This window comes from Mesorhizobium sp. B2-4-7, from assembly GCF_006442685.1.
Taxonomy (GTDB): Bacteria; Pseudomonadota; Alphaproteobacteria; order Rhizobiales; family Rhizobiaceae; genus Mesorhizobium.
In genome coordinates, this window is sequence record NZ_VFVH01000009.1 from 175593 (window position 1) to 193812 (window position 18220).

Annotated in this window: 18 protein-coding genes; 12 read left to right on the forward strand and 6 right to left on the reverse strand. The window is 63.5% G+C overall.

From position 1 onward, the window contains the following. Positions 1 to 1011, reverse strand: a complete 1011-nt coding sequence (gene trpD / locus FJ946_RS22665) for an anthranilate phosphoribosyltransferase (RefSeq protein WP_140515367.1) — start codon at positions 1009 to 1011, stop codon at positions 1 to 3. Beyond that, on the reverse strand, positions 1008 to 2900 hold the full coding sequence (locus tag FJ946_RS22670) for a SurA N-terminal domain-containing protein (RefSeq protein ID WP_140498654.1): 1893 nt from the start codon (positions 2898 to 2900) through the stop codon (positions 1008 to 1010). The genes trpD and FJ946_RS22670 overlap by 4 nt, the downstream gene beginning before the upstream one ends. 143 nt (positions 2901 to 3043) lie before the next feature. On the opposite strand from FJ946_RS22670, the gene tpiA reads away from it, so the two are divergent. The 5 genes from tpiA (at position 3044) to FJ946_RS22695 (ending at position 8342) form a co-directional block, all read left to right on the forward strand. Next, on the forward strand, positions 3044 to 3811 hold the full coding sequence (gene tpiA, locus FJ946_RS22675) for a triose-phosphate isomerase (RefSeq protein WP_140560956.1): 768 nt from the start codon (positions 3044 to 3046) through the stop codon (positions 3809 to 3811). A gap of 171 nt (positions 3812 to 3982) precedes the next feature. Continuing rightward, positions 3983 to 4459, forward strand: coding sequence for a preprotein translocase subunit SecG (gene secG / locus FJ946_RS22680; RefSeq protein ID WP_140564531.1), 477 nt, complete (start codon positions 3983 to 3985; stop codon positions 4457 to 4459). Between the two features lie 330 nt (positions 4460 to 4789). Beyond that, on the forward strand, positions 4790 to 5914 hold the full coding sequence (locus FJ946_RS22685) for a L,D-transpeptidase (RefSeq protein ID WP_140564532.1): 1125 nt from the start codon (positions 4790 to 4792) through the stop codon (positions 5912 to 5914). A gap of 212 nt (positions 5915 to 6126) precedes the next feature. Continuing rightward, positions 6127 to 7764: a CTP synthase gene (locus FJ946_RS22690; protein ID WP_140564533.1), complete on the forward strand. Its 1638-nt coding sequence runs from the start codon at positions 6127 to 6129 to the stop codon at positions 7762 to 7764. A 26-nt stretch (positions 7765 to 7790) separates the two neighbouring features. Beyond that, entirely contained in the window at positions 7791 to 8342 is a 552-nt protein-coding gene (locus FJ946_RS22695; RefSeq protein ID WP_140564534.1) for a DUF1697 domain-containing protein, read from the forward strand. A gap of 66 nt (positions 8343 to 8408) precedes the next feature. Here the strand turns inward: FJ946_RS22695 and FJ946_RS22700 are convergent, their stop codons facing one another. Beyond that, positions 8409 to 9866: an NCS1 family nucleobase:cation symporter-1 gene (locus tag FJ946_RS22700; RefSeq protein WP_140498646.1), complete on the reverse strand. Its 1458-nt coding sequence runs from the start codon at positions 9864 to 9866 to the stop codon at positions 8409 to 8411. 330 nt (positions 9867 to 10196) lie between these two features. Between FJ946_RS22700 and FJ946_RS22705 the strand changes: the two genes are divergently transcribed. Both FJ946_RS22705 and dusA read left to right on the forward strand, forming a co-directional pair. Next, on the forward strand, positions 10197 to 10499 hold the full coding sequence (locus FJ946_RS22705) for a DUF982 domain-containing protein (protein WP_140564535.1): 303 nt from the start codon (positions 10197 to 10199) through the stop codon (positions 10497 to 10499). A gap of 454 nt (positions 10500 to 10953) precedes the next feature. Next, entirely contained in the window at positions 10954 to 11952 is a 999-nt protein-coding gene (gene dusA, locus FJ946_RS22710) for a tRNA dihydrouridine(20/20a) synthase DusA (RefSeq protein WP_140564722.1), read from the forward strand. Between the two features lie 17 nt (positions 11953 to 11969). On the opposite strand, the gene FJ946_RS22715 is transcribed toward dusA, so the two are convergent. After that, complete coding sequence (locus FJ946_RS22715) at positions 11970 to 12674, reverse strand: TIGR02281 family clan AA aspartic protease (protein ID WP_140557180.1); 705 nt, start codon at positions 12672 to 12674, stop codon at positions 11970 to 11972. A gap of 13 nt (positions 12675 to 12687) precedes the next feature. Next, a complete protein-coding gene (locus FJ946_RS22720) occupies positions 12688 to 12921 on the reverse strand; it encodes a DUF1289 domain-containing protein (protein ID WP_140515375.1) in 234 nt (77 codons plus the stop codon). A 160-nt stretch (positions 12922 to 13081) separates the two neighbouring features. Here FJ946_RS22720 and FJ946_RS22725 point away from each other — a divergent pair, with 160 nt between their 5' ends. Continuing rightward, complete coding sequence (locus tag FJ946_RS22725; protein ID WP_140564723.1) at positions 13082 to 14080, forward strand: nicotinate-nucleotide--dimethylbenzimidazole phosphoribosyltransferase; 999 nt, start codon at positions 13082 to 13084, stop codon at positions 14078 to 14080. A 37-nt stretch (positions 14081 to 14117) separates the two neighbouring features. On the opposite strand, the gene FJ946_RS22730 is transcribed toward FJ946_RS22725, so the two are convergent. After that, positions 14118 to 15638 carry a HAMP domain-containing sensor histidine kinase gene (locus FJ946_RS22730; RefSeq protein WP_140564536.1) on the reverse strand — a complete coding sequence of 507 codons (1521 nt, stop codon included), beginning with the start codon at positions 15636 to 15638 and terminating at the stop codon, positions 14118 to 14120. A gap of 73 nt (positions 15639 to 15711) precedes the next feature. On the opposite strand from FJ946_RS22730, the gene FJ946_RS22735 reads away from it, so the two are divergent. From FJ946_RS22735 to FJ946_RS22750, 4 genes are all read left to right on the forward strand, one after another. After that, positions 15712 to 16335: a thermonuclease family protein gene (locus FJ946_RS22735; RefSeq protein WP_140564537.1), complete on the forward strand. Its 624-nt coding sequence runs from the start codon at positions 15712 to 15714 to the stop codon at positions 16333 to 16335. A gap of 49 nt (positions 16336 to 16384) precedes the next feature. After that, positions 16385 to 16996, forward strand: a complete 612-nt coding sequence (locus FJ946_RS22740; RefSeq protein ID WP_140564538.1) for a glutathione S-transferase — start codon at positions 16385 to 16387, stop codon at positions 16994 to 16996. Further along, the gene (locus FJ946_RS22745; RefSeq protein ID WP_140561231.1) at positions 16936 to 17616 is read left to right on the forward strand and encodes a uracil-DNA glycosylase family protein; all 681 of its coding nucleotides are present in this window, start codon (positions 16936 to 16938) and stop codon (positions 17614 to 17616) included. The genes FJ946_RS22740 and FJ946_RS22745 overlap by 61 nt, the downstream gene beginning before the upstream one ends. 108 nt (positions 17617 to 17724) lie before the next feature. Then, positions 17725 to 18216, forward strand: coding sequence for an Lrp/AsnC family transcriptional regulator (locus FJ946_RS22750; protein WP_006205209.1), 492 nt, complete (start codon positions 17725 to 17727; stop codon positions 18214 to 18216). Positions 18217 to 18220: the final 4 nt, after the last annotated feature.

Sequence of the window (18220 nt, forward strand, 5' to 3'; positions counted from 1 at the left end):
CTAACCGTTCGAAATCTCGACCAGCCGGTCGAGCACCTGCAGCGCCCGGCCGCTGTCGATGGCTTGCACTGCCGTCGCCATGCCGTCGGCGAGCGTCGTCGCCTTGCCCGCCACCACCAAGCCGCCGCCGGCGTTCATCAGCACGGTGTCGCGAAAAGCGCCCACGGCGCCACCCAGCATAGCGCGCAACGCCTCGGCGTTGTAGGCAGCGTCGCCGCCGCGCAGTTCTTCCTTGGTGTGACGGGTCAGGCCAACCGCTTCGGGCGTCAAGGTGAAGGTGCGGATCTCGCCGCCGATCAGTTCGGCGACATGCGTTTCACCCGTGGTGGTGATCTCGTCGTAGCCGTCACCATGAACGACCCAGGCATGCTCGGTGCCCAGCGCCTTCAGCGTCTGGGCCACCGGTATGATCCATTCCGGCATGAATACGCCGACCATTTGCCGGCGCACGTCGGCCGGGTTGGAGAGCGGACCGAGCAAGTTGAAGATGGTCCTGGTGCCGAGCTCCACGCGGGTCGGGCCGACATGCTTCATCGCCGGGTGATGTGCCGGCGCGAACATGAAGCCGACACCAGCCTCGTGGATGCAGCGGCCGATGGCCTGCGGCGTGAGGTCGATCTTGACGCCGAGCGCGGTCAGGACGTCGGCCGCACCGGTCAGCGAAGACAACCCGCGATTGCCATGCTTGGCGACCGGAACCCCGCTGGCGGCGATGACGAAAGCGGATGCCGTCGAGATGTTGACGGAGTGCGAATTGTCGCCGCCGGTGCCAACGATGTCGATGGCGCCGACAGGTGCGTCGACGCGAAGCATCTTGGCGCGCATGGTGGCGACGGCGCCCGAAATCTCGTCCACCGTCTCGCCGCGCACACGCAACGCCATCAGAAAGCCGCCGATCTGGCCGGGCGTAGCATCGCCCGACATGATGATGTCGAAGGCCTCGCGCGCCTCGTCGAAGGACAGGGCGGTGCCGGTCGCGACCTTGGCGATATGGGTTTTCAGCGCGCTCATCTTGTCGAGGCTTGGGCAACGGCAGCCTGGTCGACGCGGACGCCGTACTGCGTCTGCAACTGCGCCACCAACTGGTCGAGCAGATCGTCCGACATGCCGGAGGTGAAGGACTTGCGCGCGTCCTCGGGCACCGAACTGGCATCGGCCCCGGCGGGTTCGAACACCTCGGCGACCTTGAACAGGATTTGCGCGTCGCTGGTGGGAGAGGGGATCAAGCCGGTGCCGCCTTCGCCGACGCCGAACATCACCGCTGCACCTTCCTTGCCGAAATCGGCGTCGTCGGCTTCGCGCTTCAGGCCACGCTTGGTCTGCTTTTCCAGCTTGAGCTCGCCGGCAATGACGTCGAGCGTTGCGCCGGCCTTGAGCCGCTTTTCCAGCTCCTGCGCCTTGGCGGTCAGCCGCTTGGCCGTCTCGGCCGCGGTCCAGTCGGCAACGACCTTCTGGCGAACTTCGTCCAGCGTGCGGTCGCGGGCCGGCGTGATCGAAGCCACTTCATAGAAAATGAAGCCGTTATCGGCCGTGGTCAGCGCCTCGTTTTCAGTATTCGGTTCGGCATCGAAGGCAGCCTTGATCAGGGCCGGCGATTCCGGCAGATCCTTGACGATGGAGCCATCGGGCCGCAGGCCACTGCGATCGATCGCGTCGACAGTGACGACCTTCAGCTTCAGCTTGGCGGCGGCGTCGGCCAGCGAACTGCCGGCGGCGCGACTGTCCTCGTAATTATCATGCACGTCCAGAAGGATGCGGTTTGCCTCGCCCAGCGCCAGGTCCTTGCGGATCTGGTCCGACACTTCGGCCAGCGGCTTCACGACTTCGGGCTTGATCTCGGTGACGCGCAGCAGCACGGGACCAAAGGCACCCTGCACGACAGGGCTGACCTCATTGACGTTGAGCGCAAAAGCAGCGTCGGCGACCGCCTTGTCGGCGATCTTGTCCTTGGCGAGCGTTCCGAGCAGCGTGTCGGCCGGGGTCTTGCCTTCCGCAGTGACGAGCTTGTCGAAGGTTGCGCCGGACTTCAACGAATCGAGCGCGGCCTTGGCCTCGTCCGGCGTCTTGAACACAAGCTGCTCTATGGTGCGCATCTCGGGAGTGGTGTAGCGCGCCTTGTTCTTGTTGTAGTCGTCGCTGACCTGGGCGTCGGTCACCGAGCTCGTATCCATGATGTCCTGCGGCTCGAGCCTGACATAGGAAAACTTGCGGTATTCGGGCGCGGCATAGGTCTTCTTGTTGGCCTCGAAATAGGCCTGCAGCGCGCTGTCGCTCGGCGCCTCGATGGGTTCGACCAGCGCCTTCGGCAAGGTCAGATAGTCGACCGTACGATCCTCGCCACGGTACAGGGCCACCGCCTTGAAGAAGGTGTCAGGCGCCTTGAGGCCGTCCGAAACCGCCTCGACGATCTGCTGGCGCACCGCGACCTGGGCACGATTCTTCAAATAATCCTCCGGGCGCATGCCAACCTCACGCAGCCTGTATTCGAAGGCTCTCCGGTCGAACTGTCCGCCGGGGCCCTTGAACGCCGGATCCTCGCGGGTGAGTTCCGCCAGCCGGTCCTTGGACAGGCCAAGGCCGAGCTTGCGAGCCTGTTCGTCGAGGACCGCGCCCGAAACAAGCTGCGCCAACACCTGGTTGTCGACGCCGAGCGCCTTTGCCTGTTCGTGGGTGAGGCGCTGACCGAACTGCTGCGACATGACGGCGAGCTGGCGGTCATAGGCGAGGCGGTATTCGTTGATCGACACCTTGGTGCCGCCGGCCGTGATGACGGAGTCGTGGCCGGCAAGGCCACCCATCAGCCGTCCCGATACGCCCCAGACCGCAAAACTGACCACCAGCAGCGAAAGCAGTAACTTCGCGACCCAGGTGCCCGCCGCGCTTCTCAATATACCAAGCATCGTTACTTCCGATTTATGCGCATTTTCGGATGCGCCGAGTCTGAAACAAGCGCAATAGCGCCCTTCCGGTCCACTGTCGATTGCTTTGTGGCTTGATTTTGGTAGTGAGAACGCCAGCCGAATGTCACCCGGAGAAGCAAACGATGACGCCAGGAATTCGCCCGCTCGTCGCAGGCAACTGGAAAATGAACGGTACCAGCGCCTCGCTCAATGAACTCAGGATGATCGGCAACGGTTTCATGAGCGGGCTCGACGCAGACACCGAGGCGCTGGTCTGCGTTCCCGCGACCTTGCTCGCCCATGCCGCCGAGATTCTGTCGCGTACGCCGGTTCATGCCGGCGGTGAGGATTGCCACGCCAAGGAGAGCGGCGCCTATACCGGGTGCATCTCCGCGGAGATGCTGAAGGATGCGGGCGCGACCCACGTCATCGTCGGCCATTCCGAATGCCGCGAACAGCGCGGCGAGGATGATGCCACAGTTCAGGCCAAGGCCTCCGCAGCCTGGCGCGCCGGGCTTGTGGCCATTGTCTGCATCGGCGAGACGCGGCAGGAGCGCGAAGCGGGCGCGACGCTGGACGTGCTGTCACGCCAAGTTGCCGGTTCGGTGCCGGCAAGCGCTACCGCGTCCAACACGATCGTTGCCTATGAGCCGGTGTGGGCGATCGGCACCGGCCTGACCCCGACCGTCGCCGATGTAGCCGAGGCGCATGCGCATATTCGCGAAAAACTGTCGGAGAAACTCGGCACCGCCGCGGGCAAGATGCGCATTCTCTATGGCGGTTCGGTCAAGCCGTCCAATGCAGTGGAACTGCTTGGGGTCAGGAATGTCGACGGCGCGCTGGTTGGCGGGGCCAGCCTGAAAGCGGCCGACTTCCTGGGCATCGCGGAAGCCTATCGCAGCATCTCCTGATGACTTCGCGCGGCGCCGAAGCGGGCGCGGCGCACGGGAAATCGTTGTAAAGGACGCCTTGCTTCCCATATTCCGGCCACGGGCTTGGAAATGCCGTGAAAGCATTGTATTGAGCCGCCTCCAATTCCCCGGTCGTGTCCGCGGCCGGGCAGGGCATTGCCAGGATAAACTATGCAAACCGTACTGATCGTCATCCATCTCATGGTCGTTCTGGCCCTTGTCGGCGTTGTGCTGCTGCAGCGCTCCGAAGGCGGCGGCCTTGGCATTGGTGGCGGATCTGGCTTCATGACGGCGCGCGGCGCCGCCAATGCGCTGACTCGGGCGACGGCGATTCTGGCGGCCGCTTTCTTCGTGACGTCGCTGACCTTGTCGATCATTGCCCGCTACGGCGAGAAGCCGATCGACATTCTCGACCGCGTCCCCGCAACATCGGACGGCGCCGGCAAGGGCGTACTCAACCTATTGCCTGGCACGACCACCCCGACGCCGCCTTCAGGCAACGCGGCGCCGACGCCGCCTTCCGGCAACGGAGCCGCGACAACGCCCCCGGCCAACGCTCCGGCCGCGCCGCCCGCCGCCGGCTCGACGTCGCCGGCGACCAACGGCGCCAGCACCGCGCCCGCGGCCCCGCAGGTGCCGAACCAGTAATCCGGGTTCGTTCAAGGGCTATCTGACAGGGAGCGCCGGCGTGCGAACGCCGGCATTCTGCGTCGTTACAACCGAACTGCGCTCGGTTCCGGCTCTCGCTGCCGGGCCCTCGGCCCGCTCTGATCTCTTACACTCAGCCGATCTGTTGTCGTTTGACCACAGTCGCGGCAAATGCGGCGGCATCACGAAGATTCGACGGGAAGTGCAGCGGCCTCGCGCTTGAGGCGCCCGCGCTTATTCGACTATAGATTGCGCGCGGCATTTTCGGTGTCCTTGGGGGACGCCGGGCGACGCCGTGGGCAACAAATATTGAACGATCGGATCTTCGCCATGCAGCTTCGCAGCTTCATCTTCCTGGGACTTTGCGCCGCACTCGGCATGAGCTCCCCGGCTTTCGCCGGCGTGCCAGCCAATTTGGCCGCCAATCAGTCGGTCGGCAAGACCGACGCCATCAACGTCGCAGCCAAGAGCGATGCGGCGCAGTTGAGGCTTCTCAAGAAGAAGAAAAATCCGACACCGGACGATCTCGCCCAGATCAAAAAGATCGAGGCCAAGATCGTTGCCGACAAGGAAGCCGCCAAGGCCAAGGCGCTGGAAGCCAGGAAGATGGCGATGCGCGAAGCGGCGAAAGCGAAGGCCGAGGCGGAACGGCAGGCGTTCCTGGCCAAGAGAGGCAAGACTGCCCCGGCGACCGAAGTGGCCGCGGCCAAGCCGGCCAAGAATGTCACGAAGATCATCGAGCCGTTGACGCCGATCGAGCCGATTCCTTCGGCCGAAGCGGAATCGGCCGAGGTGATGAACGTTGCGCTGACCGGCAACAATGGCGAATTGCGCAGCGAGCTGCCTGGCCAGAAGCAGCGCACCGGCGGCGGCCTGTTCGCCGGACTGTTTGGCGGCCAGATGGCATCGTCCTCGATCAACTATCTGCCTGAGACCCGTGCGCTGGATTCGGCGCTCGCCAGGAAAAACGCCAATAAGCCGTTCAAGGTAAAGCCGGAGTTCGTGCCACAGGACGTGGAATTCACCGGTTACGAGGCCGGCACGATCGTCATCGATACCAGTGCCCGCCGGCTCTATCTGGTGGAATCATCGTCCACCGCCCGCCGCTACGCCATCGCGGTCGGCCGCGAAGGATTGCAGTTCAAGGGCACCGTGGCGGTCGGCGACAAGCAGGAGTGGCCACGCTGGATCCCGACGCTGGACATGCAGAAGCGCGAGCCCAAGCATTATGCCCAGTACAAGGACGGCATGCCCGGCGGCGGCCAGAATCCGCTCGGCGCCCGCGCCATCTACCTCTATGACGGCAAGAAGGACACGCATTTGCGCATCCACGGCACCATCGCGCCGCAGTCGATCGGAACCAGCGCTTCCAATGGCTGTTTCCGCATGATGAACGAGCACGTCATGGACCTCTACAGCCGCGTCAAGGTCGGCACCAAGGTCGTCATCATCTGACGTTTGCAGCAGCTTGCCAAAAGGGCCGGTTCAGCCGGCCCTTTTGTTTTGCCTCGCTCTTGGTCGCGTTCCAGTGGAACGGGCCAGCCCGTTCGACATGGGCCTATCCGAAAACCGGATCCCATTTTCGGATCACGGTTCGAGCGCCTTCTTGGGAAAAAGCCTTAGCGGCGGTTTTTTCTCTGGCGGAATCAATCCGGCCGCGTTAAGCGATGACTCCCATGGCGCGATATGTATTCATCACAGGCGGCGTGGTTTCCTCACTTGGAAAAGGCATTGCCGCAGCGGCCCTAGGGGCTCTCTTGCAGGCGCGGGGCTATCGCGCACGCATCAAAAAACTCGATCCCTACCTCAATGTCGATCCGGGCACGATGTCGCCGTATCAGCATGGCGAGGTGTTCGTCACCGATGACGGCGCCGAGACCGATCTCGATCTTGGCCATTACGAGCGGTTCACTGGCCGTTCCGCCAACCAGCAGGACAACATCACCACCGGCCGCATCTACAAGAACATCATCGAGCGCGAGCGGCGCGGCGACTACCTCGGCGCCACCGTGCAGGTCATCCCGCACGTCACCGACGAGATCAAGAATTTCGTCCTCGACGGCAATGACGACTATGATTTCGTGCTGTGCGAAATCGGCGGCACCGTGGGCGACATCGAGGCGATGCCTTTCCTGGAGGCGATCCGCCAGCTCGGCAACGACCTGCCGCGCAACAACGCCGTCTATGTGCATCTGACGCTGATGCCCTATATCCCGACCGCGGGCGAATTGAAGACCAAGCCGACCCAGCATTCGGTTAAGGAGCTGCGCGGTATCGGCATCGCGCCCGACATCCTGCTCGTCCGCGCCGACCGGGCCATTCCCAAGGAAGAGCGTAGAAAACTGTCGCTGTTCTGCAATGTCAGGGAGAGCGCGGTCATCCAGGCGCTCGACGTGCCGCACATCTACGACGTGCCGATGGCTTACCACAAGGAAGGGCTCGATTCGGAAGTGCTGGCCGCGTTCGGCATCGACCCCGCGCCGAAGCCGCGCATGGAGCCGTGGCAGGCCGTGTCCAACCGCATCCACAATCCGGAAGGCGAGGTGACCATCGCCATCGTCGGCAAATATACCGGCCTCAAGGACGCCTACAAATCGCTGATCGAGGCGCTGTCGCATGGCGGTCTGGCCAACCACGTCAAGGTCAAGCTCGACTGGATCGAATCGGAAATCTTCGAGAAGGAGGATCCGGCGCCCTGGCTGGAAAAGGTGCATGGCATCCTGGTGCCCGGCGGTTTCGGCGAGCGCGGCTCGGAAGGCAAGATCCTGGCTGCGAAATTCGCGCGTGAGCGCAAGGTGCCGTATTTCGGCATCTGCTTCGGCATGCAGATGGCCTGTATCGAGGCGGCGCGGTCGCTGGCCGGGGTCGATGAGGCCTCCTCGACCGAATTCGGCCCGACCCAGGAGCCGGTCGTCGGCCTGATGACGGAGTGGCTGAAGGGCAACATGCTGGAGAAGCGCCGGACAACCGGCGATCTCGGCGGCACGATGCGGCTCGGCGCCTATCAGGCCGAGCTCGCCAAGGGTTCCAAGATCGCCGACATCTATGGCGACACGCAGATTTCCGAGCGTCACCGCCACCGCTACGAGGTCAATATCGACTATAAGCAGCGGCTGGAGGATTGCGGCCTGGTGTTTGCCGGCATGTCGCCCGACGGCGTGCTGCCCGAAACGGTCGAATACCCCGACCATCCCTGGTTCATCGGCGTGCAATACCACCCCGAGCTGAAGAGCCGGCCGCTCGACCCGCATCCGCTGTTCGCCAGCTTCATCGAGGCGGCGGTCGAACAATCGCGCCTGGTATAGGCGCGCCAGGCGGGGTTCGGCATCCGATGCAGACCTACGTCGCCCTTCTCTACAGCATCGTCCTGGGAGAAGGGCGCCGGGTCGTGATGTCCGACCTGAAGGCGATGGCGGAAGGCCTCGGGCTGAAGAATGTCCGTACGCTCGTGGCGACGGGCAATCTTGTCTTCGAGGCGCCGGCGACGGACGTCGCCGGTCTCGAGCAGCGTCTGGAAGCCGCCTTCAAAAAAGCTTTCGGCCGCCATGTCGATATCATCGTGCACGGTGCCGAAGATTGGCTGAGGCTCGCGGCCGGCAATCCGTTTCCGGCTGAATCCGCCGAGACCGGTGACCAGGTGGCCGTCCGGATAATGCGCAAGCCCGTGCCCGACGATGCGGCGGCGGCGCTCGAGACCCATGCCGCCGCCGATGAGAAGGTGATGTCACGCGGCGGCGACATCTGGGTCGTCTTTTCGCGGGAACGACCGAGTTCACGGCTGCTCGCGGCCGCCAATCACAAACGCCTGGGCGTCGGCACGTCGCGCAACTGGAACACGGTGCGCCGGCTCGCCGAGATGGTAGAAGCAGGCAGTAGGCAGTAGGCAGTAGGCAGTAGGCAGTAGGGGGAAGCCGTCTGCTTTCCCTACCTTTCCTGCCTACTGCCCATTTCAGGCCTTCGCTGTCTTGGCGCCGGCACCCACGGCCGCGGTGCGCAGCACGTAGTAGATGATGCCGGCAATCCCGACGCCGAAGAACCAGCCATAGACGCCCCACCAGGATGGCAGCCAATTGGTGAAGTTCGGCAGGATCGAGGAGAAGACGGCGCCAATGCCGGCAGCGATAAAGGCATTGACATGCCAGCCGCCCTGGAAGCGGAACTCGCCATCCTCGCGATAAAGCGCTTCGACGTCGACCTCGCCCTTCCGGATCAGGTAGTAGTCGACCATCATGACGCCGAAGATCGGCCCCATTGTCGCGCCGATGATGTTGACGAAGGACGCAGCGCTGCCTTCCCAAGGCGCGAAGGGATAGAGCACGAGCGCGATCAGTGCCGCGATGTAGCCGCCCTTCTTGAAGTCGATCTGGCGCGGGAAGACGTTGGAGAAGTCGAAGGCCGGCGAGACGAAGTTGGCCACGACATTGATGCCGAGCGTCGCCACCGCGAAGGTCAAGGCGGCGAGCGCGGCCAAGAACCAGCTGCCGAATTTCGCCGATATCTGGTCGGGGTGCAGCAGCACCTCGTGATAGACGTCGTAAGCGGCAATGGTGGTGACGCCAGCGACCAGCGAGAACAGGATGAGATTGATCGGCAGGCCCCAGATATTGCCCTTGCGCAGCGATGCCTTGTCCGGTGCATAGCGGGCGAAATCGCAGAAGTTGAGATAGAGGGCCGAAAAATAGGTCACCCAGATCGCGGCGACGGCGAACAGCGACGTCCACGATCCCGGCGTACCTGGCACGCCCGCATCCTTGGTCTTTTCGAGCAGCACCTCCATCGGAATGTCACTGGTGAAGGCGAAGGTCCCGGCTTTGACACAGAGATAGACGGCCAGGATCAGCATCATCACCCACACGGCTGGCCCGGCCCAATCCTGGAAGCGGCGCACCGTCTCCATGCCGTTCTGGATAATCAGCAGCTGCAGCGCCCAGATGACCACGAAGCAGATCACTTCCAGCCCGGAGTGGCCGAGGAAATGGGTGTTGGCGTTGAAATCGGCGAACCATTGCGAGCGGATCAGCAGCGCGACAATGGCGCCGGAAGCGGCCGCCGTCTGTGCGCCGTACCAGAAGCAGGCGACGATGGCGCGCACCAGCGCCGGTATGTTGGCGCCCCAGATGCCGAACGAGGCGCGGGCGAGCACTGGGTAAGGCACGCCGGTCTTCACGCCGGCATAGCCCACCATGTTCATCAGCGCGTAGATGACGAGCGAGCCGATGCCGATGGCGATGATGAAGTTGACGAAACCGCCGCAGAACAGGAAAAGGCTGGCGGCGAGATAGTAACCCCAGAGGCTGTGCACGTCCGACGTCCAGACGTTGAAGATCGAGAATGGTCCCCAGTTTCGTATCTTGGCCGGTGCGAGATCTTCGTTATATAGATCCGGCGATGCGCCTTGTATCGTCATTGCAATTGTCCCCTTCTTGCAGCACGCGCCCTCACGCGTTGACCGTCAAGGTTACGCCTGACGCGAGGGAAGGGGCAATCGGCTGATTTGCCGACTTTGGCCTTAAAGATATTCAATGGGGATCGCTCTTATCGCGCGGCACGATACTTGCCGCTCTGATCGGCGAGTCCGATTCGCGGCGCTTTCAAGCGCCGGCAGCGACGACATCGCAGTCGCGGCGGGCAAACCTGCCCTTTTTTTGCCAAGCGCACGTTTTTTATGGAACCAAGTGGATGATGGCGCGTTTGATGGGGTTCGGTCGAACACGCCGCGACCGAGCGGGAGGATACGATGAATTATTTGCATTTTTTTTCGCCCGTGCGGATCTCACGCGGGCAGGGACACCCTATCGAGGAAATCGACAGTGTTGCCGAGGCCATGGTTTTTTTGCGTAAATGGCCGACCGGGCGACGTGGCCCTGTCTATCAATGCGCGCTGAACTGCTGCGCGGCCGCCCTGTCGGGGCAGATGTCGGCTGAAGAAGCCAGGAAGGCGTTCACGGGCTTCGCCCGGATCACGCGGCTTCTGGATGACGACATGGCCTTGTCGGTGGGCAGCGAGCCAGTTGGGCGCGTGTACGCGCTGCGGCGGTAACGTTCTGAACCGGCTGTAGTCGAAAATCGGCGCCGACCCCCGGCGCCGATCGACTGTTTGTCCGTTTGCCATGGCGTCGGCGAACGCCTGATGCGGCGCGGCCCAGGATGGCCACCATCTGCTCGTGGTCGGCAACTTCGGAAAGCAGCCAATCCTGGAAAGGCGGTCCCCCGTCTTGTTCGCCGCAGTTGAAAGGCCATCGACCAGGTCGCAAAACGGCGTGCCGCTTTCCTGCGGTGTAGCAAGGGGTGCAAGCTTCCGATTTCTTGGAGCGATTTCGCCCAGCACTCGAAAAAATGAGAAGGCAGCACTTCAGGCCCTAGGATTTGGCAGGCGCAGAAGGAGCGCCTTCAGACTTACTGCTCGAGCGAGGGGCTTGCCTACTTCGCATATGTCGCCGATATGAGGATCGGTGGCCATGCCGCCCGCATCAACCAACCAATTGACGCTAAAAATGTCGAGCTACCAAGAGCATAAGGTGGCAATCGCCCCGATGATGGATTGGACGGACCGCCATTGCCGGTTCTTCCATCGCCAGCTGACTCGCCGTGCGTTGCTCTACACCGAGATGGTGGTGGCCGACGCGGTCATCCAGGGCGCGCGCGAGCGCCTGCTCGGTTTTGATGAGGCGGAACATCCGGTCGCGCTGCAGCTCGGCGGCTCCGATCCGGGGAAGCTGGCCGAGGCGGCGCGCATCGGCCAGGCTTTCGGCTATGAGGAAATCAACCTCAATGTCGGCTGCCCGTCGGACCGCGTCCAGTCCGGTACGTTCGGCGCCTGCCTGATGAAGGTGCCTGACCTCGTCGCCGACTGTGTCGCGGCGATGAAGGCGGCCGTGACCATTCCCGTAACCGTCAAATGCCGCATCGGCGTCGACGAGCAGGATCCCGAGCCGGCGCTGGATGCGCTTGCAGACGGCGTTTTCGCGGCCGGCGCCGACGCCCTTTGGGTGCATGCGCGCAAGGCATGGCTGGAGGGGCTGAGCCCCAAGGAAAACCGCGACATCCCGCCGCTCGACTACGGTCGCGTCTATCGGCTGAAGACGAGAAAAACGAGCGAATTCATCGGCATCAATGGCGGTATTCAATCGCTTGAAGAGGCGCAGACGCATCTCCAGCACCTCGACGGCGCCATGCTCGGCCGCGCCGCCTACCATACTCCAGGCATTCTGACCGGCGTCGATTCCATGTTTTATGGAGAGCGGACCGTTCCCTTCGATTTCGCCGCGCTGATCGACGTCATGGCCGGCTACGCCGCACGCCATGTCGAACAGGGCGGGCGGCTCGGTCATGTCACCCGCCACATGGTCGGGCTATTCCATGGATTGCCCGGTGCGCGCCGCTACCGCCAGATCCTCTCCACGGATGCAACGCGCCCCGGCGCTGGGCCGCAGGTGCTGAAGACGGCGTTCGCTGCGGTCGACCTCAGCGGGGCGGTCGACAAGGCCGCCTGAACCGCTTTCGCCGAACGTCAATCCCGGAGGGTCATCCGGTCGCCGCGCACGTCGAAGCCGGACAGCGAACTGATGAAGTTCATGCCGAGCAGGCTCTGGCCAAGCATACCGGGTGCCGCGACCATCACCGGCATATTCTTTCGCACGATGCCGCCGATGGCCAGTTCGTTGGTTTTCACAGCCGCGGCGCGCGCCGTGCCGTTGGCGGTCGAGACCGGTATGGTGAAATCGAGAGCGGCGGGATTGATCCCGGCTGCCTGGGCGTCCTGCGACGTCAACACGGTGCTGGTCGCTCCTGTGTCGACCACCGTGCGCACTGGCGCGCCGTTGATCAGGATGCGCGCCTCGAAATGGCCATTGTCGGCCTTGTCGAGCGTCACGGTGGCATGGCCGTCCTCGATGCCCAGCGCCAGCGGGCTGCCGGGAACAAGGCCAGCGGTTACCCGGTTGGCGAAATCCTGCAATTCGTAGCGATATTGATAGCCGGCGATCAGCGCGAGCGCGATCGCCGCCCACGCGCCGAGATTGCGCGCCATGGCGCTGAGCGGGCGGCCCGACCTTAGAAGGCCGGCGCCGATGAGCGCGCCGAAGGCGCCCAGCCAGATCAACCGGCCGAAATCATCGTTTTCGACGCCGAGCGTATTGCCGGCGGAATCGTCGAACATCAGCAGCACCGCGCCGACGCCGATGACGAGCATCAGGATCCAGAACAGGCGGTTCATGTCGGCAATCCGTTCACGAGAGCGCGTCGCGTTCGCGCGCCATCCGGGTGCGGCGGGTTTCGCGGCGCGGCCGGCGCTCGACCGTCTCCAGCCTTGCAGGCAGTTGGGCCATGACGTCACGGCGCGCCTGCGCCGTCATGTCGATCCAGGCGCCGATCTCGTCCCGGGTGCGGCCGCACCCGAAACAGAAACCGGTCTTCATATCGATCGAACAGACCAGAATGCATGGGGATTCGATGGCCGTCATGAATGTTTCCTTGGCTGACTTCCACATGGTGCAACGGCATGGCCTTTGCAAGCCCTCGGGAATGCGTCGCCCACGGCCGCTTTTACATCAGGCGCGGGAGGTTGTGCCGGCGCACGAGGGCGGCTATGCCGCTGCCATCTGCAAGGACGATTTCCACGACATGACCAGAGCACAGCCCTTCGACGATTTCCGTAACCTGCTGGCCAACCTGCCGGCGGCCGACACGACAGCGGAGGCCCGTGTGCGAACGCTGTTCGCCAAGGCGGACAAGCCAAGGAACTCGCTTGGTCGCATCGAGGATATCGCTGCCTGGCTGGCAGCATGGAGTGGCCGTGCGCCGCCGGCAGTGACGCGGCCTCTGGTCGCGGTCTTTGCCGGCAACCATGGTGTTGTCAGGCACGGCGTCTCGCCGAGAGCCGTGGCGGCGACCGCCAACGCCGTCGAACTGTGTGCGGCCGGCGGTGCAGCGATCAACCAGGTCTGCGTCGCCAATGACCTCGGGCTGAAGGTTTTCGATCTCGCCTTGCATATTCCGACAGCCGACATCACGCAGGATGCCGCACTCGACGAGCGGGGTTGCGCCGCGACCATGGCCTTCGGCATGGAGGCGATCGCCGGCGGCGCCGACCTGCTTTGCCTCGGCGATCTGGGCGTCGGCAATTCCACCGTCGCCGCGGCCCTGTTCGCGGCCGTGTTGGGCGGCAAGGGCGCCGATTGGGTCGGCCCGGGTTCTGGCGCCGATGCGGCGATGCAGGCGCGCAAGGCGGAGATGGTCGATGCGGCGCTGGCTTTCCACGCCGGCCATCTCGATGAACCGTTGGAGGTGCTGCGCCGGCTCGGTGGCCGTGAGTTCGCGGCGATAGCCGGCGCCATCCTTGCGGCACGGATGCAAAAGATCCCCGTGCTGCTCGACGGAGTTGCGGCAACGGCAGCCGCAGCGGTCCTGCATGCCGCCAATCCTGCCGCGCTGGATCATTGCCTTCTCGCCGGCCTGTCGCCGGAGCCCGCGCATGCGCAGGCCGCCGAGCGCCTTGGCCTTCGCCCCTTGCTTGACCTCGGCGTCGGCCACGGCGAGGGAGTAGGCGCGGCACTTGCCGCCGGCCTAATCAAGGCAGCGGCACGGACCAGTTCGGGCATGGCCGCGGCCGTTCGCGGCTAGGCCGAGTATTCGTCGCTCATTCCACGCATGAGGCGCGTCAACGCCGACGCGCCGCGACCGCCGCGGTCGGCAGGGCCGGGAGTTCCTCCATTACCCGGCTCAGCGGGAAGATGGCAATCGCCTCTGTGCCTTCGCGCAGCTTGGAATGAAGTTGGAATTCGCCGCCATGCATGGCGAGCAGGCCCTGCACGATCGGCAGACCAAGTCCGGTGCCCTGTTCGGCGCTCTTGATGGCGATCGAACCCTGGCCGAAGGCCGAAAGCACTACCGGGATCTCGTCTTCCGGTATGCCGGGGCCGTTGTCCCTGACCGAGATGTATTGTCCGCCGCCGGCCGTCCAGCCGACGCGCACGCGGATTTCGCCGCCGGTAGCGGTGAACTTGATCGCGTTGGACAAGAGGTTGAGGGTGATCTGGCGCACCGCGCGCTCGTCGGCGAACAGGCGCGGCAAGGCATGTTCGAAATCCTGAATGACGCGGATATCCTTGTTGCGCGCCTTCAACTCCATCATGTGGCAGCAATCCTCGACAATGCCGAGCAGCATCACCGGCTCTTCATTGAGCTGGTAGCGGCCGGCCTCGATGCGGGACAGGTCGAGGATCTCGTTGATGAGGTCGAGAAGATGCTGGCCGGATTCGTGCACGTCGTGGGCATAGTCGCGATACGTGGGATTGCTCATCGGCCCCAGCACTTCGTTCGACATCACTTCGGAAAAACCGAGAATAGCGTTGAGCGGCGTGCGCAATTCATGGCTCATCGAGGCAAGAAAGCGCGATTTCGCCAGATTGGCATCCTCCGCGCGCCGCCGCGCCTCGTCCGACATCGATTTCGCGGTCTCGACTTCGGCGATCAGCGCGTCCTTTTCGGAGCGGAACGACAAAAGCATCAGGGAGGAGCGGTTGAGGTTCCGCGCGACATAGGCAAAGAAAGGCAGCGAAAGGACGAGCAGTACGGCCATGATCGCCCCGACCGGCATCCACAGCCTTATTTCGGCGTAGGCGTAAAGCGTCACCGGAACAGCGAAAGTCGCCAGCAACGCCCCGCGCAGGGATGAGGCCATGATAGCGGTTCCGGCCATGGCAAGCAGCAGCACCACGGCCTTGACCACCTGAAACTGGTCGACCGCGCAGGCACCGCAGCCGAGCCAGACGAACCAGCCCCAGCCGAGGCCGCACAAGAAATGTGCGAACAGGAATTCTCTCTGGGTTTGCAACGGGTTGAGATCGGACGCTTCCATGCGTTCGACGCGGCGCGCCATGAAAGCCAACGTCGTGTAGCAGGTCAGGGTGAACAGCGCCCAGAGAATGATCTCATTGCCGATGCCGGCCAGCCGGCCAAGCGCGGCGATCGCCAGGACAAGCAGCGGAATGGCAATGGCCCCGCTGGTCATCGCGCGCGCATGGAGTTTCAATAGTTCGCGATCGAAATCCGGATTGCCGGCCTGTTGCGAAAGACGGTCGCGCGTCTTGCGCACCGCGCGCGCGACATCGCTGTTGCGATGGCGTTTCCTGCGGTCCACAATGAATTTGTCCGCTGTGTTCGAGCGTTGCAAAGGCATGAAGACTTCAATTATGCGGGCGGCATTTCAAGGTGTTAAGCTACGTTCGAATGATTAACCAACCGTTTGCCATATGAGCCGTTCCTGGTCGCAAGGACCGCGCCGGCGGTACGCTGCGCCGCGTCCGCGGAGCCTGTGGCGCAAATTGCTGGACTACGGGCTGACCGTCATTATTCTGGGGTTGCTGATCGTGCTTGCTGCGCGCCTCGATCGCGTGGAGACGCGAAAGACACAGGGCGTCGCCATCATCAATGATGGCGACTCGATCACGCTCGGCGCCGAACGCATCCGCATGCGCGGCATCGACGCGCCGGAATACACCCAGACCTGCCGCAAGAACGGCGCCGACTATTCTTGTGGCGCGCTTGCGCGCCAGTCTCTGGTGCGCCTGATCGCCGGCAGCCCCGTCATCTGCAGCGGCTGGCAGCGCGATCGTTACGGCCGGCTGCTCGGCGATTGCAGGGCCGGGGACACCGATCTCAACCGCGCACAGGTCGAGGCAGGCTGGGCGGTCGCTTTCGGCGATTACGAGAGCGAGGAAGCGATCGCGCGCGCGGCAAAGGCCGGCATCTGGGCAGGTACGTTCGACCAGCCGCAGGATTGGCGCGACAGCCACCATGGCGAGTCCGTCGAGAGAAAACATGGCACGCTCGCCTCGATCGGCGATGCCGTGCGGGAGATTTTCCGCTTCTGGTAAGCCGGCGGAAGCTGAACCCTGCCATCACCGGCAAGAACTGGAGGATCGAATGAAGCTCTTCGACGGCGGCCGAGCGCCCAACCCAAGGCGGGTTCGCGTTTTTCTGGCCGAGAAGGGAATCGCGGTTCCGCTGGTGTCCGTCGACATGGGCGCGCTGGAACACAGGCAACAGGCGGTCAGCTCGCGCAATCCACTGCGGCGACTGCCGGTGCTGGAGCTTGACGACGGCACCGTCATCACCGAGTCCGTCGCCATCTGCCGCTATTTCGAGGAACTCAATCCCGAGCCCGCACTGTTCGGTCGCGGGGCGCTCGGCAAGGCGCAGGTCGAGATGTGGCAAAGGCGGATGGAATTCAACCTGCTGACCTGCGTCGCGCAAGCTTTCCGCCACACCCATCCGGCCATGAAGGAATGGGAGATCCCGCAGATTCCCGAGTGGGGCGAGGCCAACAAGCCGAAGGCAATCGAATTCCTGCGACTTCTCGACGGCGAGCTGGGAACCCGCGAATTCGCCGCCGGCGACGCCTATTCGATCGCCGATATCACCGGGATGATCGCCATCGATTTTATGAAACCGGCGCGCATCAAGGTGCCGGACGAGTGCAGCAATGTGTTGCGCTGGTATCGGACGGTTTCGAGCCGGCCGAGTGCCGCGGCCTGAGGATGACTGCGGAACTCGAAAGCTTCGCCGCGACGGTTCGCTCCTGCCGCATCTGCGTCGACAATCCGATCGGCCGGCCACTGCCGCACGAACCGCGCCCGGTGCTGCGACCCTCGTCGAATGCCCGCATCCTGATTGCCAGCCAGGCACCGGGAACCAAGGTGCATCTGTCGGGCATGCCGTTCACCGATGCTTCGGGCGACCGGCTCAGAGACTGGCTCGGCGTCACCAGTGAGGAGTTCTACGACACCGAGAAGTTTGCCATCGTGCCGATGGGCTTCTGTTTCCCCGGCCAGGACGCCAAGGGCAGCGACTTGCCGCCAAGGCGGGAATGCGCGCCGGCCTGGCGCGCGCCGTTGATGGGGCTCATGCCGCAGATCGACCTGGTGCTGACGATCGGCATCTACGCGCAGTCCTGGCACATGGGTGCCGCGCGGCGCCCGTCCCTGACGGAAACGGTGAGGGACTGGCGCTCCATCTGGGAGAAATCCGCTGGCCAGAAGGTGCTGCCGCTGCCGCATCCGTCCTGGCGCAACACCGGCTGGCTGAAGCGGAATCCCTGGTTTGAAATGGATTTGCTGCCTTTCCTCAGGTCGGAAATCCGCTATCGCCTCGGTTAGACATTCAGCAAGAAACCACCGGCTTTTCCGCCAATCAGCAGAATTTTTTTCTTGTGAAAGGCTATAATAACGCCGATTATGGCCAATCCATTCCTTCAGGAGCTTTCAATGGACCGCCTTGACCGAAAAATTCTCCGCCTCCTGCAGGAGGACGCGACGCTCGCGGTCGCAGATGTCGCCAAGAAAGTGGGACTGTCGACGACCCCTTGCTGGCGGCGCATCCAGAAGCTCGAGGAAGAGGGCGTCATCAAGCGGCGTGTCGCCATTCTCGATCATGAAAAGGTCAATGTGCGGGTCACCGTCTTCGTCTCGATCCGCACCAATTCGCACAGCCATGAATGGCTGCGGCGTTTTTCCGAAGTCATCCAGGAATTCCCCGAGGTGGTCGAGTTCTACCGCATGAGCGGCGATGTCGACTACCTCCTGCGTGTCGTGGTGCCCGACATTGCAGCCTATGATGCCTTCTATAAGCGGCTGATCGCCAAGATCGAGATTCGCGACGTCTCGTCCTCCTTCGCCATGGAGCAGATCAAATACACGACCGAAATCCCGCTCGATTACATGGTGCTGGACAAGGAATCGGGTGCGAACGCGGCCTGAGCGC

Coding starts and splice junctions, on each gene's coding strand:
- trpD (WP_140515367.1), bottom strand. CDS start 1,011: ATGAGCGCGCTGAAAACCCATATCGCCAAGGTCGCGACCGGCACCGCC.
- FJ946_RS22670 (WP_140498654.1), bottom strand. CDS start 2,900: ATGCTTGGTATATTGAGAAGCGCGGCGGGCACCTGGGTCGCGAAGTTA.
- tpiA (WP_140560956.1), top strand. CDS start 3,044: ATGACGCCAGGAATTCGCCCGCTCGTCGCAGGCAACTGGAAAATGAAC.
- secG (WP_140564531.1), top strand. CDS start 3,983: ATGCAAACCGTACTGATCGTCATCCATCTCATGGTCGTTCTGGCCCTT.
- FJ946_RS22685 (WP_140564532.1), top strand. CDS start 4,790: ATGCAGCTTCGCAGCTTCATCTTCCTGGGACTTTGCGCCGCACTCGGC.
- FJ946_RS22690 (WP_140564533.1), top strand. CDS start 6,127: ATGACTCCCATGGCGCGATATGTATTCATCACAGGCGGCGTGGTTTCC.
- FJ946_RS22695 (WP_140564534.1), top strand. CDS start 7,791: ATGCAGACCTACGTCGCCCTTCTCTACAGCATCGTCCTGGGAGAAGGG.
- FJ946_RS22700 (WP_140498646.1), bottom strand. CDS start 9,866: ATGACGATACAAGGCGCATCGCCGGATCTATATAACGAAGATCTCGCA.
- FJ946_RS22705 (WP_140564535.1), top strand. CDS start 10,197: ATGAATTATTTGCATTTTTTTTCGCCCGTGCGGATCTCACGCGGGCAG.
- dusA (WP_140564722.1), top strand. CDS start 10,954: ATGTCGAGCTACCAAGAGCATAAGGTGGCAATCGCCCCGATGATGGAT.
- FJ946_RS22715 (WP_140557180.1), bottom strand. CDS start 12,674: ATGAACCGCCTGTTCTGGATCCTGATGCTCGTCATCGGCGTCGGCGCG.
- FJ946_RS22720 (WP_140515375.1), bottom strand. CDS start 12,921: ATGACGGCCATCGAATCCCCATGCATTCTGGTCTGTTCGATCGATATG.
- FJ946_RS22725 (WP_140564723.1), top strand. CDS start 13,082: ATGACCAGAGCACAGCCCTTCGACGATTTCCGTAACCTGCTGGCCAAC.
- FJ946_RS22730 (WP_140564536.1), bottom strand. CDS start 15,638: ATGCCTTTGCAACGCTCGAACACAGCGGACAAATTCATTGTGGACCGC.
- FJ946_RS22735 (WP_140564537.1), top strand. CDS start 15,712: ATGAGCCGTTCCTGGTCGCAAGGACCGCGCCGGCGGTACGCTGCGCCG.
- FJ946_RS22740 (WP_140564538.1), top strand. CDS start 16,385: ATGAAGCTCTTCGACGGCGGCCGAGCGCCCAACCCAAGGCGGGTTCGC.
- FJ946_RS22750 (WP_006205209.1), top strand. CDS start 17,725: ATGGACCGCCTTGACCGAAAAATTCTCCGCCTCCTGCAGGAGGACGCG.